A 23,640-nucleotide genomic window follows, 5' to 3' on the forward strand; every position below is an offset into this window, starting at 1 on the left:
AGGTCGCGGGCTGAAGCACCGCGCTACGGTTCGATCTTCTTCTAACCCCGTACGCGCTCGCGATACTGCGAAGGTGATTCGCCGAAGTATTTTTTGAAGGATTTACTAAACTGGCTGATATCGGAAAATCCTACGCTATCGGAGATTTGTGAAACGTTGAGCGAATGCCCCGCAAGCAAGCCCGCAGCCTTCTTCATTCTCACGCTTCGGATGAAGTTACCGGGAGACTCCCCTGTCATCGCCTTAAACTTCCGATAGAGAGACATCCGGCTCATTCCCATCTGCGATGCGAGATACTCAACATCTAGCTCTGTATTGTCGGCATTCTCTTCTACCGTTTTTAACGCTTTAGCGAGGAAGGCTTCTTCCTGCGGATTCCCAGTCAGTTCCTTGGCTTCAATCTTAGCCTCAGGACTAAGTTTCGCGTAGCGTTCATGGATCTTCTTCCTCGACGAAATCAGATTGTGGATACGTTGTTTAAGAATACCCAAATTCACTGGCTTCGCGATATAGTCATCCGCACCCGACTCGAGCCCAGCCATCTCGTGCGTCTCTGAGTTCAGGGCAGTCAGCAAGAAAACCGGAATGTGGCTTGTGGAATCAGCACTCTTAACCAAACGGCAAACTTCACGGCCGTCCTTGTGAGGCATCATCACATCGCACACGATAAGATCAGGGATCATCTCCTGGGCGATCCGCCATCCCTCCACTCCATCGCTCGCTTCCTTCACCACAAACGTTTTCCGCAACTCATTGGCAAGGAACGAGCGGATATCGTCGTCATCTTCGATAATGAGAATTCGTGGAGTATCCTCGGAGGCCTCAAAAGCATGCGACTCTTCGCCCACCTTGGCCCGCTCTTCATCAGAAACCGTCTGAAGCGGAATCGAAACTTGGAATCGGGTGCCACGCATCTTTCCGTCCACTTCGTTTACCGGACTCTCCACCGAAATAGATCCCCCGTGAGCCTCAACAAGCGCCTTTGCATAAGCGAGCCCTATACCGGAACCTCGAGTACCACTATCCGCTGTATTCTGCCCACGATAAAACGTTTCCCAAATTCGCTCAAGATCCCCTTTTTGAATACCCGGACCATTATCCTCAATCGTCACTGTAGCAATTGGTTCGTACTCTCCCTCCGAAATCGCCGCCTCGACTCGTATGTATCCATTTTCTTGGGTGTACTTGATGGCGTTGCTAATCAGATTACTCAGAATCGTTTCGACTTTCTCCAAATCGAAACTCGCCTCATAAGAATCTGTTGAACGAACTTGCTGGATCTCCTGTGATTTTTCCTTAGCTAGCGGCTCGATCAGGCGGACTGCTTCGTCGACGCAACGAATGAAGTCAAACTCAGAGCGATTGATCACAATCGGTCCTTGCTCCGCACTTCGAAAATCGAGCAATTGATCAATCAACAGCTGCATTTTCCGAGCGTTCCGATGAGCGAGCTCCAAATCTGACTTTTCCTCCTTAGTTTTCCCTTTGTCCAACAGCCTCTCGAGAGGAGCAAGTATCACGGTGAGCGGAGTTCGCAGTTCATGGGATATGTTGGTGAAGAACTGTATCTTGAACTCCTCGATTTTAAGCACATGTCGAATCCCCTGCCTGATCAAGAGGGCGATCAGCAATACGATCGTTAGCAAAGAGCCGAGCACTCCGACGAGGAACCAAGTCCTCTGCCAATAAGGTGGCTGCACAGTGATCAACGCCTCGGCCGGAGCTGTACTCACATTACCATCACGGTCAATTACTCTCACTTGAAACAGATGTTCACCACTCGCAGTATCCACAAACGTCGCGTTGGTCTCAGTTGAAAACGCAGACCAATCGTTCTCGCCGAATCGATAAGAGTACCTGAGATCACTCTGTGGCGTGTCCGACCATTTATCCAATCCCTTCCAGCGAACATGGATACTTGAGGGTCGAGTCGTATTGTTATCAAAAGACTCAATACGAACACGAGGCGGTGTTTGATCCGGACGATATCGAATGGTCGTGAAGCTCGACGCGATCCGTTCCGGTATCATCTTGTTTTCGCTCGTTCGGAAATACCAACTTCTCGGACCTCTATTGATCCACACATCTCCATTCATCGATTGCCGCAGCGTCCCGCCTTCGCGACGGAAACTGATCGATTCGGGTAGACTCTCTGGTATCCAGTTTTTCCCGTCAAAACGCGAGATGCCTCTATTCGTAGCGACCCAAATCTGATTGGTTCGAATTGCATCGGGATGCACGTAAGCAACGTGATCACTCGCGATATCGTCTGGAGCTAAGATTTTCGCCCACCCGTCTTCTTCCTTCCGAAACAGCCCCTCAGTCCAGTTGGCTACCCAAACGGCACCTTCGTGGTCACTCGCAACATGATCAATCCACTCATCTGGGTTAGGCGGTTGCTCGACAGGAATAGAGGCTTCGAGTGAAGCATTCAAAGCGACAAGCGAAGAACCGCTCATCCAAACAGCTCCGTCCTTACCTTCCGCAAGCGATACCGGTCGAGCAGGAGCGATTGTTCGAGGAATATGTCGTGAGCGATAGCCCGAACCATCCTTCTCGTAGACGATCAGACCTCCACGCCCAGAGGAACTGCTTGCCGGTCCAGACCCAAACAACACCCTACCATCCCGCAACTCCGTCGCCGACATGTAACCAACGAAGCTCTCCAAATCGGATAACTCGTCGAGTCGCCAAGAATGCCCATCAAATAGCGAAACAGCAGGAATACCACCATGCGATCCATACGCCCAAACAGTATCATCGCTCGTCCTCAGCATACCAACCGGCGTATCCAAAACACCATCCAGATGCGTCAGCCACTCACCTTTCACTGGATCGAATTCGAGGATGGCTCCCTCGAAGGAGATAAACCACTGATGCTGGTTCGAAGTTTCACAGTGGAAATTCAACTGTTCATACGATGCCCAATGATCGCCCGACAATTCCACTTCGTAGGTCGGTTCTCCTTGTCCACCAATAATCAAATTTCCATTTCGACGTGAAAAAGTGAATACGCTTGAAATCGGCAATTTGACTCCAGGCACCTCCAATTCGATCCATTGCCCCCCTTGCCTCAACAAAAGCCTCGTTTTGGATTCGATAAACAAAATATCTTCCGAAAGACGTCTCCCGGCTGCATGAGCATTGTTACCTGTCAGGGCTGATAGGTCACGCTTCTCCCAGAGTTGAGTCGAAGAGGAGTACACATTAGGCAACACTCCCGGACGCCGCGATACAGCCCAAACCTCATCAGAGTGCACAGATCCGATCAGATGAATACCGTCGAGATCCTCTCCTTCTCCCAACTCATAAACACGCCGCTTCGACTTGGACAAGTTCCCTGACTCATCCGTCTGATAACTTACGAGGCGCCCCTCGCTCTCTTCGACAAACCAGATCCGATCCGATGCATCGATCGTATATGAGTGCGATGGCTCGGAAAGAGCGAGTGCCAGATACAATCGTCCGTTTTCAATTCTTACGATACTGCTTGGGATACAAGCATACATGACTCCATGACTGTTTCGAACCATGAAGTCACGGACCTGCAAGGGGTGATCCACTTTGAAGCGTGCCAATCGAGTCCATCCATCGCCATCAAGATAAAGGATGCCTTCCGATGTATAGACGTAGACGGAAGAGTCACTCTCTGGGTAAAGTTGAAAGACACTAGCGTTCCCGAAATCATCAGGGAGAGACCACTCCTCCACTTCGTATCCATCATAGGACAAGACCGAACCTTGGCGCCCAAACCAAAGCGTACCCGCTTCGGACTCCGCTCCGCAGGTCATTGAAAAACCATCAAGCGGTTCCAGCTCCTTCCACCTCCAGGGCTCGAGCAGTGTTGGCGAAGTGGAAGGAACGAAATTACCGAATGCCACGGTCAGGCTCAAACAAAGCCCGACCCCGAATATGACTAACCTTTTGCAGCACCTCAGCATTCTCTTGAATAAATTTGCAACCGGAGGCTACGCCCCTGGCAAGAAAACCATCAAGCAGGAAGTCCTCATTCCCCATAGGCAATCAGCTTACCGCTGAACGGTTACAACTGGCCACAGGGGTCTTTTAGTAAAGGTCTCGCCTCCTCTGTATTGCGAGTGATTGTACGAGTTTCCAAGAGATAAGAGTCCACATTTGGATCAATTCCGGTAAGACTTTCTACTATGAACGCGTTTGCCTCTCAGTCCCGTATCTTCGGAACCATCGCTCTCGGTCTATTGACCTGCGGAACCAACAGTCTCTCCGCAGAAAATTGGAGAAAGCACACGATCGTCGAAAACGCCCCTGGAAGAATCAATTCCGCTGTGGCGGCTGATTTCGATGGAGATGGGCACATGGATGTGATGTCGGTTTTCGGACACCAAGCAGTAGCCTTCAAAGGTCCTGATTTCACTCCGCACGTCGTTTTCAAACTACGTTCTGGATTGTCCCGAAACCATCCCAGAGCGGCCTGCATCCATAGCTGCGTCATGGATGCGGATGGTGATGGGGATATGGACTTCATCGGCTCTAATCTCACAGTCTTCTGGCTTGAGACTCCGGACGATCCGTTCTCAGGCGAAGAATGGGTCTATCGCACAGTTGATGATGAAATCCTCGGTACCCATTGTTTAATTACGGGAGACGTAAATCAGGATGGAAAAATTGATCTCATCGCAAACTCGTTTCGTGGGGATGCGGCGACAAGCTTCCCCAACTCGATCACCTGGCTTGAGACACCTGAAAATCCTCATACCGCAAAGAATTGGATACGCCACGTTTTTGCTGATCGCGATGCGCCGGGAGGCAACCACTACATGGGACTCGGTGATGTGAATGGCGACGGACGCCCCGACATCAGTTGCGGAGCCAAGGGTGGCAAGGGCTTTCCCGGAGGGGAGTGGTTTGCATGGTGGGAGCACCCCGAGGACCCGAACACAGTATGGAAGAAGCACCTGCTCTCCGATAAGCAACCGGGAGCAAGCAACATCATTCCAGCAGACTTGAACAACGACGGGACGACGGACTTCCTCGCTAGTCGAGGTCACGGGAAAGGGATTCTCTGGTTTAAGGGACCTAAGTTCAATGAGATCGAAATCGATCCCCAGTTTGAAGGCCCCCATTCTTTGGTAGCCCAAGACCTTGATGGAGACGGTCACATCGACGCAGCCTCATGCGGGCGAGCAGAAGATGGGAAGCTCGCTTGGTATCGAAACGATGGGCACGGCAATTTCTCGAAGGAAACCATCGACGAAAACCAATCCTCCTATGATTTACGCGCCATAGACATGGACGGAGATGGAGACTCAGACCTTCTCAATGCTGGCCACGAAAGCAAAAACATAGTGTGGTACGAGAACCTGATGAAGTGAAGATCGAGCGTGGCGTAGGCTTACGCTATTCCATCTTGCATTGCTAACTTCTGTAGGTCGCCGCGCCGAGGCGACAAAGATGGCGGGTCAGCACCCCGCCCTACAATTTAAAACAGCCGACGATTCCAGACTCGCTTACTTAACACTTACAGTAGTTGAGCGCCTTGAGGTTCAACTAAAAGTCTCAGAAAAACCGTATTCTTCTCGTTTCCTACCTCCCAAACCTCCTGCCCCCAAACGTATGACCCCACTTCTCAAGCTTAAGCTCCTTCTATTCGCGGTTTTGACGCTCACCTGCTCGGTTGCTCCTTCGGCAGTTGCTTCCGGCAACGATGGTTTCAAAGATTTATTCAACGGCGAAAACTGGGATGGGTGGTATCTCAAATTGAGAAGCGAAGATCAGGACCTTGCCCGGCGGGTTTTCGCGATCAACGACGGCATTGTTCACGTCTTCGACGACACTTTCCCCGAGGAGTACGAACTTGCCACGAGCAAGAACCACACCCACGGGATGGCCTACACCAAAAAGAAGTTCAGCAAGTTCATCCTCCGCTTCGATTACAAATGGGGAAGCAAGATAGCTAACAATTTCGATAAATGGCACTACGACGCAGGCGTTTACTACCACGTCGTAGACGACAAGATCTGGCCAGAAGGAATCGAGTACCAAGTCCGCTACGATCACACCAAGAATCGCAATCATACCGGTGACCTTATTGGCAAAAACTATCTCTGGTTCCCATCAGACGATACTAAAGAGGCCACCTTCCTCCACCCGCAAAAAGGTGGCAAAGCAACTCGGGCCGAAGGCTGGATGCACCTAGCGTCCCCAACGGACAACTACCACGCGCTCGACGGTGAATGGAACCACTGCGAAGTCATCGTCATGGGCAACGAATACACGATCCACAAGCTCAATGGTGAAGTCGTCAACATCGCCCAGGACCTTCCCCTTTCGGAAGGCATCATCGGCTTTCAATCCGAAACCGCAGAGATCTTCTACCGAAATATCGAAATCAAAGAGTTTGAGAAGTCCCTTCCAATAGAAGCTTTTCTCTCAAACTAGTTTTTCGCCTTCTACTTTCTCTAGCCCCTCTTCGGTTAAACGAATCAGTTCGTTCATTTCACGTTGCCGCGTTTCGTTGAGGTCGTCCTCGAAGACCAAAAGCAGTGGAAGCGAAGTTGCGAAATAATCGACCTGAGCGGACTTCTTTCGCTCTCTAACCGCAAAAGACTTCATGTCTTCGAACAATGCTTCCGCCTCCGCTTCTCGACCCAGTTCTTTGAGTGAAAGACCTCGATAGAAAGACAACTCCGAGTGTTCAGTAACCGCCATCGCCTGGAAATCGCCTGCTTCATTTGCACTGGTTTCAAACTGAGCCACCGCTTCCTCCTCGCGCCCTAAGGCACGCAAAGCCATCCCAGTCCAATAACTCACGTCCGCTTTCGCTTGGAGCAAGTGATACGCCTCTCCTAAATTCTGAGGCGGTTGCATAGCCAGCTCAAATTGCTCTAGAGCTTCCTCAGCATCTCCTGTATTCAAAGCTCTTTGACCAATCAACAATCTGGCAGTCGTGTATTGCCTGAGCACTTTACCCTCGCCGCCTTCCCAAGGGTGGAAACGGCGATTCAAAAGAATATCCAAAGCAAGCTCGGGCTGCCCTGTCTCATTATAAAGTTCTGCCAGAGCAACAGTGCAGTCATCTCTCTGTGACACGAGATCCGGGCGTTCCAAGAGGCACTGCAAACGCTCCTCAACTGGATCGCCAAGTTTAGCTTTCAACTGGTCAAACTCAGCCCAAAGCCGTGCATCGCTAGGGTCGCACTCAACCGCTCGGGCATAAGCAACACGGGCCGCTTCCACATCGCGCCGGATGTTCCAATAGGCGATCCCAAGATTTCGGTGAACCGTGGCGAACTTGGGTGACACTCTACTGGCTTGTTCCCACGCAGCGATCGCCTCTTCGTGCCGCTTGCGATCAAAGTAGTAATTGCCCAAGCCATACGCGGCGTTCGAATCCTCAGGATTCACTCCCAATGCCCACTCGAGGACCAATTGATCATGCAAACGCGAGGGAAACAGGTAGTCAGACTTTAATCGACTAGCCGCCTTCAGGGCCTCCTTATCTTTCTTCAACCAGGCAAGCACATAGTGAGTCAATTGAGATTCTTGCAAGGGATTCGGGACAGCCACTTCCGTTACCGAACGACTATGGTGGAGTTCCAACACAGCAATCGCTTCTTCGATCAAACCCGCATCCGCAAAGTCATAAGCAACATCCAGAACCGTCTGGGCATCATTCCGGCTCTTTAACAAAAAGCCTTCAATATCCTCAGACACATACCGAGCCCAGTGATCCAATGGATCCACTTCCAGCAACGAATCAAGCAAGCCTTCAGATGTACGCCCCAATTTTCCCAAGACGATCGATTTCAAGATGATCGCTTTATTGAACTGCCGATTCGTATCCAAAGCACAGTCACAGTGTTCCAACGCCGACTCATAACGTCCTCTACTGCAATCGATCTGGGCCAATTCATAGTAACCAGCGGAACGCCATTCATAGTTCCAAGTCGCCTTAAACAGAGCCGCGTAAGCTTCCTCAAAACGCCCTAGGAATCTCAGCGTCACCCCAAGGAAATAGTGAGCTTCACTGGTACAAGGATTTGGGTGTCGATGAGTCAATCGCTTGATTGCTGTCTCGAAATGCGTCACCGCCTCTTCCAACAAGCCTCTCTTCAACTTGCTTCGACCATACGCAATATTGGTGCGGGCATCCTGCGGATCTCGCTTGAGAGCTTCATCCCAATACAACTCTGGGTAACGCGTTGGGTGACGATATTGCTCCAAATGCTCCGCGGTCAGGTACAACTCTTCGATCGTCTCTGTCTCTTCAGGAGAGGCAGGCTCCGTAGCCACCTCACGCTTACGCTCAAGCTGACTCGCATCAATCGGGCGATAGGTAATCACATTCTCGATACTAAGTTCCAAGTCACCGATATCTTCGCCCTCAAATCGCAAGCTCTGATTCTGCCAAGGATCCTCAGGAGAGAGATCCACTCGCTCGTCGATCAGGACCTTGTCTCGTTCTCTCAAAAGGATCCGTACTCCTTCCATCTTTCGCGATACCACAGCGCCAAGATCGAGCGTACCTTCATCACTTAAAACCAACCGTAAAGCCGCGTCCTTATTGGCATTCTGCACAGGCCCTATCTTTTTGTACGGCCACCAAAACTGCGAGAAGGTTTTGGTTTCGTAAGGTTGCAAGTAGCTGAAATCCGGCTGGTTATCGGTGTAAACACCGGCCATCAACTCCACATAGGGGGCGGGACGTCCCGTTGCTCCAACTCGATCCGTCAGCTCGCGATCCCAGGCCCAACCGAATTCATGATTCCCCCAAGTCCACTGCTTCTTGCCTGGCGAAATGTTTATGTCCGCCACGTGGATAAAGCCACCTTGCGCATTGTAGTCGTAACCTCCAAAGAAACTAAACTTGGTGTCACAAACCATGTAGCTGGTCGGCACCGGGATATTTTTGTACCAACTGATGTCGTTTGCCCCAGCTCGTGAAGCGTAGTCGACACCATAGTAATCATTGTTCGCGATTGGGAACGAACTCTGCGCCCTCACAGCATGATCCGCCACGTAGTGCACATCTGGCGGAAAGAAGCTCTGAAAGTTATCGTGCACCTCAGCCGCGACGTTGGCCCACCAGAGAAAGGTTTGCGTAAACGGTGTGCGATTATAAAGACGCGCCTTTAACTCTACTAGAGCACTATCCGGTCTCAGTCGAATCCCGTGCATCCCCTTCATGCGATTGATCGGGTCATGTTCCGACATCCAAACGGTTCGAGCGCCATCCCCCTCTTCTTCGATATGCACATCCGTAGGCATGTACGTACCGGGGCGATGGTGCTGCGGCCAATTGAACTCGACTCCACCGGATATCCAGGGCCCCGCCAAACCGACGAGAGCAGGCTTTATCTCGTTCTGCCGATAGAAGAAATCGTAGTCATTGTTGACCTTGTCCTGTCCTAGAAAAATCCGCCCTCCGATTTCCGGAAGCATGACCAAGCGTACGTATTCGTTTTCCAAGCGCACTGAGTCATAGGCCTTGGGATCCGGAGTATCGAACACCTTGTCGATAAACGGAACCGGGTAAACCTTTCCACAAGAGCCCTGGTACACTCGCTTTTCAAAAAAAAGCGGATTCTTCTCGGGAGCTCCCAAACCATACGTTGGGATTACAAGCGGTTCGCGCTTAGCTTCAGTTGTCTTCATTTTCTCTAATCTCTGGACACAATACCTCTGCTATTCTCCTCATTAAAACGTCAGGGTACCCCTAACTAATCCACCAACTCACGTTCGATGTCTTCCAACGACTTGCCCTTCGTCTCCGGCACAAACCGTTTCAACACCACAAACCCGAGCAAACAAATCGCCCCATACAGCCAAAACGTTCCAGCAGCTCCTAGAGAAACGTTGATCGGCTTGAACGAAACCGTCAGCCCAAAGCACGCGATCCAAAGTGCGGATACACAAAGACTCATTGCAGCACCTCGTATCCTGTTCGGAAATAGCTCAGAAAGCAGCACCCATGTAATCGGCGCAAGCGTCATGGCGTAACAAGCAATCGCGGTCAGAACGACTACCAGTACGACTACCCCCTTTAACTCGAAATAATAACACGCCCCTAAGATCGCATAAGTCACCATCAAGCCGCCGGAACCCAACAGCATCAGAGGACGGCGTCCCCACCGGTCGACCGTCTTTATCGCAACAAAGGTGAAGACCAGATTCACAACTCCGGTGATAACGATGTTAAACATCATACCGCTCACATCGTATCCAGCTGACGCAAAAATCTCTTGGGCATAATTGAAAATCACATTGATGCCACACCACTGCTGAAACATAGCGATGAAGATACCGAGCCCAAGGATCTTGAGCAGCTTCGGTCGCAGCAGCTCTCGAACTCCTGCTTGATCCCGCTCGCCTTCGAGCGTCGAATCGATGTCCCTGAGCTCAAACTCAGCGTAAGACTTTCCGCCAATCTTCTCGAGAATCCCACGAGCTCTTTCAGTCTGGTTCTTTTTGATCAGCCAACGAGGAGACTCGGGAATGATAATCGCAAACAGGAGGAACAAGGCAGCCGGTACCGTTTCCGCAGCGAACATCCAACGCCAGCCATATTGGCCATTCCAAGTATCCAAAATAACTGCTGCCGACGCATCCTCCGGCACTGGATCAGAGTTGTAGATCAGAAGGTTTACGATCTGGGCAGCGAGCACCCCGACCACGATCGTTAGTTGGTTTATGGATACAAGCTTACCACGTGTTTCCGATGGTGAAACCTCAGCGATGTACATCGGCGAGACATTGGAAGCCAGGCCAATCCCCATTCCGCCTATGATACGGGCAAGAATGAACGTATCGAAAGAATAAGACAAAGCCGTCCAAACAGCAGATACGATAAACAACATCGCCGCCACAATCAGAACCTTCTTCCGTCCCACCCAGTCAGTAATGACTCCCGACACTAACGCTCCGACTAAACATCCAGCAAGAGCCGAACTCATGGCCCATCCAGCTCTCCACGCCTGCCCCTCACCCACTAATCCAAAGTAAGCCTCGTAGAAGGGCTTCGCTCCACCAATCACGACCCAATCATAACCGAAGAGCATCCCACCCATCGCAGCGGTTAGACTGATCATCCACACGAATCCGAGATTATACGAATTCCCTTTTTTTGAGATCCTTTCAATCTTCATGATGTATATTCTGATGCTAAAACGGCTATTTAAGCACAGATTAATTCCTTTTGAAATTAACTATCACATGTTAGTTAATGGACTATCTTATGAATTCTGGGCAAAACCTCCCCTCCTCACCTTCTCCGATCGGTCCCATCAAGCGCATCCGTGAGGGCTTTCCCAATCAGCGTCTCACCATCCTCCCAGAATCGGCCATCGAACGCTGTCGATCTCTCCCGGTTGTCCAGCAACTCTACGTTACCCATATCGGCTCCTATCAAACTGCTCCCTTTCACCACGTGGAGCGACCAGAGGGAGTTCCTCAGGCCATTTTGATCTACTGTTTGCGAGGGCGAGGATGGCTCAATATCGCCAATCAGACCCACTCCGTGCTTGCCGGCCAAGCCATTCTCATTCCGCCACTTCAAGCCCACACTTACCAAGCTTCACAAAAGGATCCTTGGTCGATTTTTTGGATCCACTTCAACGGCCCTTTGACGGATTCAATTCTCGAGTCGTTCGACTACCACCTCTCTTCTCCCGTCATCAACTCCCCTGACATTGAGCAAATCAAAGAAGCCTTCGAAAGCACCTACTCGTGTACTAACTACAATTACTCCGACTCTGGCCTCTTCACCATGACCGCAGAGTTCATGGGGCTACTGAGCAAGCTCAAGCTCCACGCCGGCCGGTTCCAGCAAGATAACCAACAATCAGGAGCAAGTATCCGAAAGACCATCAGCTTCATGGAGCGCCATCTCGACCTTACGCTTTCACTGGAAGAGCTCGCCCAACAAGCTGGCTTGTCCATTCCCCACTACAGCAAGCTTTTCAGGGAGCATACCAATCAATCTCCCATTTCCTACTTCCTCCAACTCAAGATCCGCAAAGCCTGCGACCTGCTCTACCAGACCGAACAACCGATCATCCACATCGCTCGAGCTCTTGGCTACGACGACCCCTACTACTTCAGCCGCCTCTTCAAAAAGGTCCAAGGCTGCTCCCCGTCACAGTTTAGAGAGCGGGAACGAAAATACTGATCCCAAAGTGAAGTGTCCTTAGAATCTGAAGACACGAGTGTTTCGCCTTAACAGCACACCAACTAGCTACTCTTCCTCACGACTAGCTTACCCTTGAGAAAGATTCGTCGAGGAGCACGTTCGCGGTGCTCTAGGCGCTCGAGCATCGTTTGGCCAGCGATTTGAGCTATCTCGCGACAAGGTTGCTGATAAGTGGAAAGCGGCACGTCGACCGAGGTCGCAAACCGGACATCATCAAACGAAACCATTTTCAGCTCGTTCGGGATCGCCGTTCCATGGTCCAGAAGGTGCCTTTGCACGATTGCTGCGGTAGCATCATTTCCACAAATAAGGCCGTCCACATTTCGTCTCAATATTTTTGATACACTCCGTTCAGTGTTCTGAGACAACGATAGGTACTGCAGTTGCTTAGTTGAGAATCCCCGCTGAATCAGCGCTTCACGACAACCCATGATCCTCAATTTGATAGTCATGGCAGACTTCGCCCCCGAAACAAAAAGCAGATTGTTGCAACCTCGATCCAGCAGATGGTTTGCCACAACAAAACCTGCCTGAATGTTGTCGATTCCAACGAGATCATGCGAAGTTTGTTGCGGCCAAGGCAAAGCATCACGATCCAGCAGTACGACAGCGATTCCAGCCTCGATCAACCGATCAAGAATCCTCGTATTCAAAGATTGACCACCATCGACATGTTCAACCGGAGCAAAGAAGACACCATCCAGCTCAGCATTCAAACAAGCATCAAGTTGTTGCTTCGCGATTGATTCAATTGATGACTTCCTAGAGTCAGGTCTTGCGATAAACAACTCAATCCCCTCCTCGTAACAAAAACTCTCGAGCGATTCGGCGATCGGATCGAAAATTTCGATTCTGCCCAGATGCGGGATCAACACCCCCACGCGGAGCAATCGCCTGCTTGGACGCCGCGTCACGACCGTACCACGACCTGGCTGACGCGAGATCCATCCCTCCGATTTGAGCAAAGAAAACGCTCGCGAGGCAGTCGGACGCGAGACCGAAAAACGCTCCGAAACCTCGAGATCGGTAGGAAGCAACTCCCCAAATTTGTAGTGTCCTAGGCGAATCCCTTTCTTCAGATGCTCGTAAATCTCAATGTGCCTCAGCTTCCTCATGCTCGCTATTTTCTAAGATCCACACCACAGCTCACAAATGACAAGTAAATGCTAACTTTGACAAAGACTTTTCGGTTTTATTCGCTTTAAACGCGTTTACATAATCTGACCGGCTTTCAATTCTTTGCCAGAAATGCCCCCTTCCCCATCGCCACGTATTCTCTGCATTGGAGAGATCGTCTGGGACTGCTTTGATAAAGAGAAGCGGCTCGGAGGATCTCCTCTCAACTTTGCGTATATCTGCTCGCAAATGGGAGCGAAACCAACGCTCATCTCCTCAGTCGGCACCGACTCCGATGGGGCTGAAGCGATTCGCGAGATTGAGAGTCATGGACTCTCCTCCGCCCACGTACAGCGCCACCAAGTTTTGCCGACGAGCAAAGCCCAAATTGCCCACGACACGCAAGGAAGCCCAATCTTCAGTCTCGATCCGGAAAACGCCTGGGACGATCTTCGACTTTTCCCCGAAGATGAACTCCTCACTCAAAACGCAGACGCAATATTCTTCGGTAGCCTTTGCCAAAGATCTAACGCTTCCAAGACGACCATCCGGCAGCTTATCACAAAGGCTCCACCGCAAACGCTGAAGCTCTTTGATGTAAACATTCGAAAGCCCCACTTCTCCAGCGAAACGCTTCTCTCCTCACTTGAAATGGCTAACGCTCTGAAGCTAAGCGACGAGGAGCTCGGCGAGCTCTCTGAGATCTTAAATCTGAAAGGGGAAGTAAGAGATCAACTGAAGCAGATCCGTGGCAATTACGGCCTCAAACTCATAATCCTGACATGCGGTCGGCAGGGAAGCCTGATCTTGCACGAAAACGAGATCGTCCGAATGCCCGCTGAGAATATTGACGTTGTGGATACAACTGGAGCTGGCGACTCATTTGCAGCCACATTCTGTACATACCTCCTCAGAGGGCCCCCATCGAGCACGCGGCAAAACAAGCAACTCGTGTCTCAGCCTTTGTCTGCTCGCAGATTGGAGCAACAGTGCAGCTTCCCAAGCATCTTCTTCCATCCCTCCCCCAAACCATATGAACAATCGCAAGCTCTACCTTTGGTCCGTAACCTCCGCCCTCGCCGGCTTCCTTTTCGGCTTTGATACCGTAGTTATTTCGGGTGCCGAGCAAACGATCGAAAAACTCTGGCAGCTTTCGCCTACGATGCATGGCCTAGCGATGAGCGCCGCATTGTGGGGAACCGTTCTCGGAGCACTCATTGGAGCCTGGCCCGCTGAACGGTTCGGACGTCGCAACACTCTGCTCGGCATCGGCGTGCTCTATTTCACATCCGCTGTTGGCTCCGCATTGGCTCCGGAAGAATACACCTTCATGTTCGCGCGCTTCATCGGAGGCATCGGAGTGGGCATATCGACCGTTGCCGCACCTATGTACATCGCCGAGATCGCTCCCGCGCACCTACGCGGGCGACTAGCGGGGATGTTCCAGTTCAATATCGTATTCGGAATCCTGATCGCCTTTGTCTCCAACGCCGCACTCGCCAACATCGGCGACAACGCATGGCGTTGGATGCTCGGGATCGAAGCTCTCCCTGCTATCGTCTACACTGCACTTTGCTTCCTAATCCCCGAAAGCCCTCGCTGGCTCATCACCAAGCGAAACAAATCCGACGAAGCGATCGAGACTCTTGCCCAAACGCATCCGGGACTTTCCAAAGAAGAACTCTTGGATAAAGCTCACGAAATTGCGACCAGCAAACCGACTGGCCCTAAGGCAAGTTTCTGGAGAAAGGAGTTAAAGCGCCCTATTCTGCTCGCATTCCTGATCGCGTTCTTCAATCAGCTCAGCGGAATCAACGCTATCCTCTATTTCGCTCCTAGAATCTTCGAGAAAACCGGCCTCGGGGAATCAGCGGCATTGTTGCAGTCGGTAGGTATCGGAGTTACCAATCTTATATTCACCTTTGTAGGCCTGTACCTGATAGACAGACTTGGACGGCGCACTTTGCTCTATCTAGGATCGATTGGATACATACTTTCCCTCGGAGCGTGTTCGGTCGCATTCTTTACCGAGAATTTTTCCATCGTTCCAATTTGCATATTCGCTTTCATAGCCGCACATGCGATCGGCCAAGGAGCCGTCATTTGGGTCTTCATAGGAGAGATTTTTCCAAATTCAGATCGTGCCTCAGGTCAGGCATTGGGATCCTTCACTCATTGGATTTTCGCCGCTAGCCTAACACTCGTATTCCCGTTTTTCGTCACGAAATTTCCAGCCGGTTACGTCTTCGGCTTCTTCTGTCTCATGATGGTAATACAGCTTCTATGGGTCCGCTTTTTCGTTCCCGAAACCAAAGGTGTATCCCTCGAGCGTATACAGGCTTTATTCGCACAAAAAAGGTAGCAACCTATAAAATCCAAACGCTTACCAGTCATTTCATCACCAAAAACTGTAGGGCGGGGCGCTGACCCGCCATCCCTGTCGCCTCATCGCGGCGACCTACAGACTCGCCGCTAGCACCGGACTGTCAGACCCGAATTCGAATGAAAAAACGCCCCCTATCCCGAACACTTTCGATCGTCACCCTTGTAGCCATACACGTATGCAACGCAGTAGGACAAGCGAGCTTTACTCATGAGATCGACAACAGGTATCTCAATCTCCCGATAGACAATGAGCGCGGAACTCAACGCGTACGCCTCGAAGCAGATGGCGAACGTATCGCCGAGTTCGACATTCAGATAGGATCAGAAAAGCCTGATTTCTGGGTTCCTCACGACCTCAGCAATCATCAAGGCAAAACGCTCGAGATCATTCTCTCGAAGCCCCTGCAGGGGGAGGACGCCAAACCTTACCTCTCTGATCAAATCCACAACGCTGAAACCGTTTACCAGGAATCGCTACGACCACAGCTTCACTTCACCGCCAAACGCGGCTGGCTCAACGATCCGAATGGGCTCGTGTACCAAGACGGCGTCTACCACCTCTACTACCAGCACAACCCCTACGGTTGGAACTGGGGCAACATGCACTGGGGACACGCTGTAAGCGAGGACCTGATACACTGGAAGGAACTGCCAATCGCTCTTTCCCCTCCCGCCTATAACGACAACGCCTACTCCGGCGCAGCGGTAATTGATCACCACAATACCTCGGGCTTCGGAACTAACGGAGAAGCTCCACTTGTGGTCGCGTACACCAGCACAGGGCGCGGCGAGTGTATCGCTTACAGCCTCGATGGCGGCCTCACCTTTGCGCAATACGAGGGCAATCCGGTCATCACCCACGCCGGACGTGATCCAAAGATATTTTGGTACGAACCCGGTCAGCACTGGGTCATGGTTCTCTATGACGAGACCGACAGGACAAACGAACGTGGTTTCAAATACAGCGATCGTGCCCTGCAAATCTACACCTCGTCAGACCTGAAAGAATGGGAATACCAATCTCAGGTACATGGTTTCTTTGAATGCCCTGAACTCTTCGAGCTCCCCGTCGACGGTGACCCGAACAATATGAAATGGGTAATGTACGGCGGCAACGGGCAGTACCGCCTCGGTTCCTTCGATGGTAAGGTCTTCACACCTGAGACAGACAAGAAGCTCTTTTTCAAAGGTAAGTTCCACGCCTCGCAAACCTACAACGACACCCCAGATGGGCGACGCATCCAAGTTGCTTGGGGAAGAGGCATGAAATCCCCCGGTATGCCCTTCAACCAGATCATGCTCTTCCCTACCGAGCTCAAACTCGTTACCTACGAAGACGGGATCCTCATGCTACCGACTCCCATTTCTGAAATCGAAAAACTTCACACCAAGCAACACACTTGGAGCGAACGTGTTCTCGACAAAGACAACACCTTAGATACCGGCATCCAAAGCCGCACCCTCCATATCAAAGCCGAGTTCGAGCTCCTCGGCGACTTCGAGTTCGGACTAGAGATAAATGGATACAAGATCAGATACGATGCGATGGACTACAAAATCCAAGACTCGTACCTCCGTCCCATCGACAACAAAATCAAACTCGAGATCATCGTAGACCGAACCAGTATCGAGATCTTTGGCAACGACGGCCGAGCCTACATCACCGCCAACCACATCGCCCAAGAGGACAACCTCCACCTCAAAGTCTTCTCATCTTCCCCCTTTTGGTCTAACAAAGCCCAGTCACTGCTGGATAAGCTAGAGGTCTACGAGATGTCCTCGATCTGGGAGGAAAGGTAGCGGCCGTGGGCACTTCGTTTTGTCGCTTTGCTCGGTAGTCCCAAGCGGCCACAAAACAATATTTGAGGTGGGTCGTCCGCTCCGCGGCCGACCGTACGACCGCGGAGCGGGCGTACCACCTACCTATTAGATGTCCGCTGGGACAGCGGACGCTACCTTTAGAACACCTCTACTTATCCCAATAGGCATCCACAATTGCTTGGATCTCTGGATAGGCCTCATCGGTTTCGTTTAGCTCGATGCGTTGTCGCTTCAGCTCTTCCTTAAGCTGGGCGATGATGTGCTTGTATTCAGGATTATTGTACCTGTTGACCATTTCCTGCGGATCGTTCTTCAAGTCGTAGAATTCCCAAGTGTGCGGCGTCTCCTTTTCGATGCCGTGGTAGGTCTTCCCCCAATAGAAATTCTTGAATTCCTCTTCAGGCAGATAGTGCTTACCGTAGTAGAAGATGAGTTTGTAGTCCTTGGTACGCACCCCGAAGTGTGCCGGAACATAATGATGGATGATATGCATCCAGTAACGATAATAAGTCGCCTTACGCCAATCCTTCTCTTCCTTGCCCTCTAGCGTTCGTTTGAAGCTCTTGCCCTGCATATAATCAGGCGTCTTGCCACCAGCCAGTTCGATCATGGTCGGAGCGAAATCCGTGTTATTGACCAAGAGATCAGTCACCCTTCCGGATTCGATCATCTTCGGGTAGTGCATGATGTAGGGCATCTGCATCGATTCCTCATACATCCAGCGCTTGTCCTGAAGATCGTGCTCCCCAAGCATCATGCCTTGGTCGCCAGTATAGATGATGACTGTATTTTCCCAAAGCCCTTCTTTCTTAAGGTAATCAAAGAAGCGACCGAGATTATCGTCGATCCCCTTCACGCAACGCAGGTAGTCCTTCATGTACCTTTGATAAGCAAGGTGGGTTGCTTCATTTCCCTCGAACTTCCCATCCAAGAAGATGTCGTTGTAGTTGCGGTACATGTGCCTATCCGAAACGGATGTCCCGATGTAATTCTCGAGCGATCCGTCCTTACCACGCGTTCCCTCCGAGCCCCAGTTTGGTTGGTAGTACAAGCTTGAGGGCTCTGGGATCTCTGTCTTCGCCAAAAACTCCTCGTAGCGTGGGGCGTATTCAAAAAAGTCATGCGGTGCCTTGTAGTGATGCATCAAAAAGAAGGGCTTCGACTTGTCCAAGTTCTTGAGGTAATCGATCGACAGATCCGTAATCACGTCCGTGGAATGCCCTTCGCTTTCCACTTTATTCTTCGGCCATTCGCCCTTCCCTTTCTCAAGGAAGGTCGGATTGAAATACTTTCCTTGGCTCGGCAGCACCTTGTAGTAGTCGAAAGCAGCCGGTTCTTTCTTCAGATGCCACTTCCCGATAACCGCTGTGCTATAGCCTAGTTTTTTAAGTTCCTTTGGGAGGTACTGCTTCTCCGGACCGAGCTTATGGTCCAAGTCCAATACGCCATTGGTTTGTGGATACTGACCAGTGATAATCGATGCACGGCTCGGGGTGCAGATGGAGTTATTACAAAATGCATTCTCAAAAAGAATTCCCTCTTCCGCCAGGCGATCCAAATTTGGAGTCAAATCGAGACCGGCTAAACGACTTCCATACGCGCCAATTGCATTGGCGGCATGGTCATCCGACATGATGAAAATGATGTTCGGCTGTTTCGCCTTCGCTTGCAGTTCAACGCAGAACAACAAGCAACTGGCTAGAATCAGAAGTTTCCTAATGAGAACGTTCATAAGTATCTAAATTGAAAGGAGTTCCATCACTCCAGTGCCCCCTCAGAAAGCACAGGAATGTGTACATTGAAGGAATGCAGGACATTATTGTCATCCCGCGTATCTGCCGCGCAGAACAAGGCGACTGGTTTGCCATCTTCCATGTAAAGTTGCGGACGCTCCAAATGCTCCAGTTCCTGCACCTCACCGTTTTCCCACTCGATCTGTAAGGTGGACACCAAAGGGTTTGAAGCGAGGTCCCAATCGAAACCATCTTCAGAGTCAAATAACACGAGGGCACGCCCCGCGCTTGTGAAGGCTCCATGCATATCTTTAACGATCGCACGGTATTTACCATCCTGATACCAGATAAACGGATCCTCCGCGGGGAAATCAGTCCCCTTAGCTGTAAACACAGGTTTATCATACTTCTTAAACGGGCCTGTCGGGCGATCCGAAGTCGCTACACAATGCACGACTGGACCGCCTGATACTCGATCAATCTTCTTCCCTACCGCCTTATAAACCATCAAGTAGCCGCCATCGGGACGCTTGGTGATTGATGGGTTATTCGCCAGTAGAGCATCTAGGGCATTCTTATCGGTACTCGCATCGATCAATGGCTCGTCGAATCTTTCCCAAGGTCCATTCGGGTCGTCCGCAACGGCGACACCTATGCGTTGGTTGTTCCGATGTACCCAATTGTACTCGAGTTTTCCGGGCTCGCAGGGATTTATGCCATCGCCCGTGTTGCCCATGTAGTACAAATAGTACTTTCCGTCGAACTTATGGATAGTGGGATTATGGGTACACAAGCCGTCCCAAAACTCAGCTCCTCTCAAAGGCAGGGTGACGTCCTTGAACGTGAACGGTCCAAACGGGGATTCAGAAACAGCATGTGCGACTTCAGAGTGCGTTACCCACGCCCAACCGAGATCCTTTTTCCAGCGGGAATAGAACATATGATAGAGGCCATCTTCCCCCTTAATGACAGACCCTCCCCACGTATGCATGTCCTCATCCTTCAAAACTGATTTGGGCGAAACCTTTCCAAGGGATAATTTGAAGTCCTCCGTAACACGGCGGATCGCCTTCTTAGTTTCAGACCAACTACTCTCTCCCGATTCAGCATTTCGTTTCATCTTAAAAAACACTTCGTCTCCACCTTCTATTTCGATTGATACCATCCCCCTCACATTTGAGGTAAACTCTTTGTCCAAGTTGTTTTTGGATGAGCCGTACTGAATGACGTAGTCACCATCAAAGAAGTCACTGGAGTAGCCGATCACCAGCTTATCGCCGGCAATGAACGAGTCCCAGATGATCGGTGGAAGAACCTTCTTTCCAACCTTCGCCTTAACAGTTTTCGAAGGCTTGCTCTTCCCCTTGTCGTTGAGCGCATAAAGCTGAAACTTGTAGCTCTGCCCTGCTTCCAAACCCTCTACATCGATCCAAGAATCGATGGTCTTATAAGACTCTTGAACCTTGCCGCCTTTACCAGAATAAGAGACATAGTATTCGGCAGCATTGGGAACTTGCTCAAAGAGAATCCGCACCGAGTCCTTACCGGAAATGATCTGCGCTATTTCAGGTGCTATGGCATTCTGAAAAGAGACGGTCTTGTCGAGACGCGAGTGCTGCGTCGGCGTCATGAGGCTTACCGTTAGGTCCAAGACATCCGATCCCACTCCATCCCAGGAAATAGAACCACTCCACTCACCATCCGTTGGCAAGATCGTCGGCAAATCGATAGAGTCATTGAATGCGACCTTACCGCTCATGTCTCTGAACTGGTAGGCTAGCTTGTATCCACGCATCGCATGACTTGGGTAGTCACGCTCGCTGCGCACTGGCATACGCACATCTGCAGTTCCCTTGTCGAAATCGATGTTCGTAATTTCGATGCCCTTCACCGGAGCATGCTCTCGCTTGATCCGATCGAACAAGCGACGCTTCTGTCTCCAAGTATTGATGACACCCCAAACACGGTTTTCCTCGGCGGTGGTTCCCGCGTAGGCACTTCGATAATCATTGAAGGTCCACATGGAGGTACCGATCACAAACTCGTTCTTGTCGCGGTAGTGGTTTGTCCATTCGGAGAAGATCTCTTTGTCCCCGTCCAAAGCGGTAGACGGAAACGGATCGAATCCGAACTCAGAGATAAATACTGGCTTGTCCGGCCATTTGGTTCTGAGGGTCGTCAGGATCTCCTGCGGGTCGCCCTGCCAACGGTACATGTTGTGCATGATCATATCCACAAAAGTGTTCGGGTCGGTCTCAGGCGTGTATTCCTCCTTCTGTCCCGAGTTGCTCACACAAGTTACCAGGCGGTAAGGATCGAGCTCTTTCTTGACGTACTCGATCATGTCACGCCCGTATTCAAAGTGATTGTTCAATTCGTTGCCTACACTCCAACCAATGATGCAAGGGTGGTTGATATCGCGCTCGATCATTCCCTTTAGCCAGTATTTGGACAGGAAGTAGTTTTTCTCGGTAACTCTTACACCATGCTCTTCGCGTAGCTTAACGTAGGGCTCGTCGAGTATGAGAAGTTCCTCAATCTCAGGATCTAGCGTGATCCCCTTTTCGGCTTCTAGCTTGGATACCGGATAGTAGTTCGCTCGAAACTCGTCGTTGTCCAAATCGCGAATATTCGCCTCTTCAAAAATCAGTATCCCCTTGCGATTACAGACATCGAAGAGCCTTTCGTTCTGGGTACCATGCATGATGCGCATGAAGTTCGCCCCTGCCTCCTTCATAAGATCCACATCTTCTTCCAATACATGGAGCGGTTCCGAAGAGCCCCAGTAGCGACTCTCACTAACACGGTTGTATCCAGCCAGGCGGACAGGTTCTCCATTCAGGAGCATTTGAGAATCAGTGAGTTCGACCTTCCTGATTCCAAAGTCATCAACTCTTCGGTCCAAAACGGATTTCCCTTCGGAGATCGTTGTTTCCATCTGGTAGAGTTTCGGGTTATCGAAATGCCACAGCTCTACCTCGTCGGATGTGAGAACAGTGGCCAGCTGGATTTCCTCCACGCTATTCGCAGCGACTCGGAAGGAGCCACTCATGTCTCCAATATCAGCACTGTCTCGAACACGAGAGGTGACCTTGATGGTCTTTTCCTCAGCAGAGCAGTTTTCGACTTTCACCCTGAGCGTGAGCTTGGCTGCACCCGTTCTCAGGTTTGGATCAGCATGGATGTACTGATAGTCGATCCTCGCATCCTTGTTCTTGGTCAAAGCAACATCTCGAATGATGCCGCCCCAATTCCAAGTTGCCCCCACGACGGCAGTGTTGTCGGCGCGAACAGCGATTACGTTCTCTCCTCCAAAGTCCAAGACATCGGTCACATCAAACTCGAAAGGCGTGAAGCCGCCCCGATTCTTTCCAAGCAGCTTTCCATTTAGATAGACAGAGGACAGATGGTACACTCCACCGAACTTGAGGTAGTAACGTTCGTCAGACTTCTTCTTCCAATTGGAAGGAAGGTCGATCGTCTTTCGGTACCAACCAATCCCCGTGTAGTTGGAAAATTCATTGATCATTCCCCAATGACCAGGGACTTCCAAGTCGTTCCAGTCAGAGTCATCGAAGTCGCTCAGGAAGACGCGAGCTGGCTCTTCTTTAGCCTTCAAGTAACGCTCCTCGGAGATTTCTCTAAACATCACCGCATCCGCAGCCACTGTTCCACTCACGATCGCGGTTAGCTCGACATAGTTTTCTTCCTCTCGATCAAACTTGAAGATACCCAGGCTGTTCCACTCGTTACAAAAGACACGCTGGCTCACGTACTTGGTCGTTACTCCATCGGCGTGCTTCACGTTGTACTGAGTCGTCAGATGCGAGGAGAACGGATAATAGGTGAATACTTCGTAGTATCCGGACTCCTCGAACTGCGGCAAAAACCTGAAGTAGGAGTCATCATCCTTGTCACCCCCCTTAAGACTCGTGAGCGTGAAGTTATGCTGCACGTAGTCTTTCCCATAAAACCGGGAGTTTCTCCCCGCTGTAGAAGAGAGCTTCCACTTCCCCTTCGCTTCGACATTTGGGTCGGTGTTGTCGACCACAATATCCGTATCCGTTACACGGATATTCATGTAGTTCGAGCCCTCGCCGTAGATGGCGTAGAATTTCCAATCACCATTTAGCGAGAGTTCGCCTTCACCCGCAGCCGATCCGAAAAGGGCCGAGGCAAAAAAGAATGTTAGGGTAAAGAGGCTACAGTGCTTCATAGAATTCAGGGTAGTCGTTCGAAAGTGATCGTTAACTGCTTGGGTTTATTATATCCAAAACAACTACGTTGAATCGATTGAGCACCCCTTTACTAGCGATCCTCTAGTCAACAGCGCAACCAGGTTCAAACAGACAAAATCAGTTTCAGAATTTACCAATTATTCCTCGTGCCACGCTTCTAATCTCTACCCGTGGTAAATTG

The 23,640-nt window shown here is 50.8% G+C and carries 12 protein-coding genes; 6 read left to right on the forward strand and 6 right to left on the reverse strand.

The window, feature by feature from the left end:
* Nucleotides 1-41: 41 nt before the first annotated feature.
* Complete coding sequence (locus JIN87_RS28710; RefSeq protein WP_200354146.1) at nucleotides 42-3,881, reverse strand: hybrid sensor histidine kinase/response regulator transcription factor; 3,840 nt, start codon at nucleotides 3,879-3,881, stop codon at nucleotides 42-44.
* A 282-nt stretch (nucleotides 3,882-4,163) separates the two neighbouring features.
* Here JIN87_RS28710 and JIN87_RS03560 point away from each other — a divergent pair, with 282 nt between their 5' ends.
* Entirely contained in the window at nucleotides 4,164-5,351 is a 1,188-nt protein-coding gene (locus tag JIN87_RS03560) for an FG-GAP repeat domain-containing protein (RefSeq protein WP_200354147.1), read from the forward strand.
* Nucleotides 5,352-5,592: 241 nt separating this feature from the next.
* The gene (locus tag JIN87_RS03565) at nucleotides 5,593-6,417 is read left to right on the forward strand and encodes a 3-keto-disaccharide hydrolase (protein WP_200354148.1); all 825 of its coding nucleotides are present in this window, start codon (nucleotides 5,593-5,595) and stop codon (nucleotides 6,415-6,417) included.
* On the opposite strand, the gene JIN87_RS03570 is transcribed toward JIN87_RS03565, so the two are convergent.
* Together JIN87_RS03570 and JIN87_RS03575 are read right to left on the reverse strand one after the other, a co-directional pair.
* Complete coding sequence (locus tag JIN87_RS03570; protein WP_200354149.1) at nucleotides 6,409-9,633, reverse strand: DUF5107 domain-containing protein; 3,225 nt, start codon at nucleotides 9,631-9,633, stop codon at nucleotides 6,409-6,411. The genes JIN87_RS03565 and JIN87_RS03570 overlap by 9 nt on opposite strands.
* Before the next feature lie 65 nt (nucleotides 9,634-9,698).
* Entirely contained in the window at nucleotides 9,699-11,123 is a 1,425-nt protein-coding gene (locus JIN87_RS03575; RefSeq protein ID WP_200354150.1) for a sugar porter family MFS transporter, read from the reverse strand.
* Between the two features lie 89 nt (nucleotides 11,124-11,212).
* On the opposite strand from JIN87_RS03575, the gene JIN87_RS03580 reads away from it, so the two are divergent.
* Nucleotides 11,213-12,145: an AraC family transcriptional regulator gene (locus tag JIN87_RS03580; protein WP_200354151.1), complete on the forward strand. Its 933-nt coding sequence runs from the start codon at nucleotides 11,213-11,215 to the stop codon at nucleotides 12,143-12,145.
* 62 nt (nucleotides 12,146-12,207) lie between these two features.
* On the opposite strand, the gene JIN87_RS03585 is transcribed toward JIN87_RS03580, so the two are convergent.
* Entirely contained in the window at nucleotides 12,208-13,281 is a 1,074-nt protein-coding gene (locus JIN87_RS03585; RefSeq protein ID WP_200354152.1) for a LacI family DNA-binding transcriptional regulator, read from the reverse strand.
* A gap of 133 nt (nucleotides 13,282-13,414) precedes the next feature.
* On the opposite strand from JIN87_RS03585, the gene JIN87_RS03590 reads away from it, so the two are divergent.
* The 3 genes from JIN87_RS03590 to JIN87_RS03600 all read left to right on the forward strand — a co-directional run bounded on the left by JIN87_RS03590 (nucleotide 13,415) and on the right by JIN87_RS03600 (nucleotide 17,467).
* Nucleotides 13,415-14,383, forward strand: a complete 969-nt coding sequence (locus JIN87_RS03590) for a PfkB family carbohydrate kinase (RefSeq protein ID WP_200354153.1) — start codon at nucleotides 13,415-13,417, stop codon at nucleotides 14,381-14,383.
* A complete protein-coding gene (locus tag JIN87_RS03595) occupies nucleotides 14,298-15,644 on the forward strand; it encodes a sugar porter family MFS transporter (RefSeq protein ID WP_325176363.1) in 1,347 nt (448 codons plus the stop codon). Before JIN87_RS03590 ends, JIN87_RS03595 begins: the two co-directional genes overlap by 86 nt.
* 140 nt (nucleotides 15,645-15,784) lie before the next feature.
* Nucleotides 15,785-17,467 carry a glycoside hydrolase family 32 protein gene (locus JIN87_RS03600; RefSeq protein WP_200354154.1) on the forward strand — a complete coding sequence of 561 codons (1,683 nt, stop codon included), beginning with the start codon at nucleotides 15,785-15,787 and terminating at the stop codon, nucleotides 17,465-17,467.
* 169 nt (nucleotides 17,468-17,636) lie between these two features.
* On the opposite strand, the gene JIN87_RS03605 is transcribed toward JIN87_RS03600, so the two are convergent.
* Nucleotides 17,637-19,220 (reverse strand): sulfatase family protein, encoded by a 1,584-nt coding sequence (locus JIN87_RS03605; RefSeq protein ID WP_200354155.1) that lies wholly within the window; start codon nucleotides 19,218-19,220, stop codon nucleotides 17,637-17,639.
* 26 nt (nucleotides 19,221-19,246) lie between these two features.
* Nucleotides 19,247-23,437, reverse strand: a complete 4,191-nt coding sequence (locus tag JIN87_RS03610) for a glycoside hydrolase family 2 TIM barrel-domain containing protein (RefSeq protein ID WP_200354156.1) — start codon at nucleotides 23,435-23,437, stop codon at nucleotides 19,247-19,249.
* Nucleotides 23,438-23,640 lie beyond the last annotated feature (203 nt).

The organism is Pelagicoccus mobilis (genome assembly GCF_016595505.1).
Lineage (GTDB): Bacteria > Verrucomicrobiota > Verrucomicrobiia > Opitutales > Opitutaceae > Pelagicoccus > Pelagicoccus mobilis.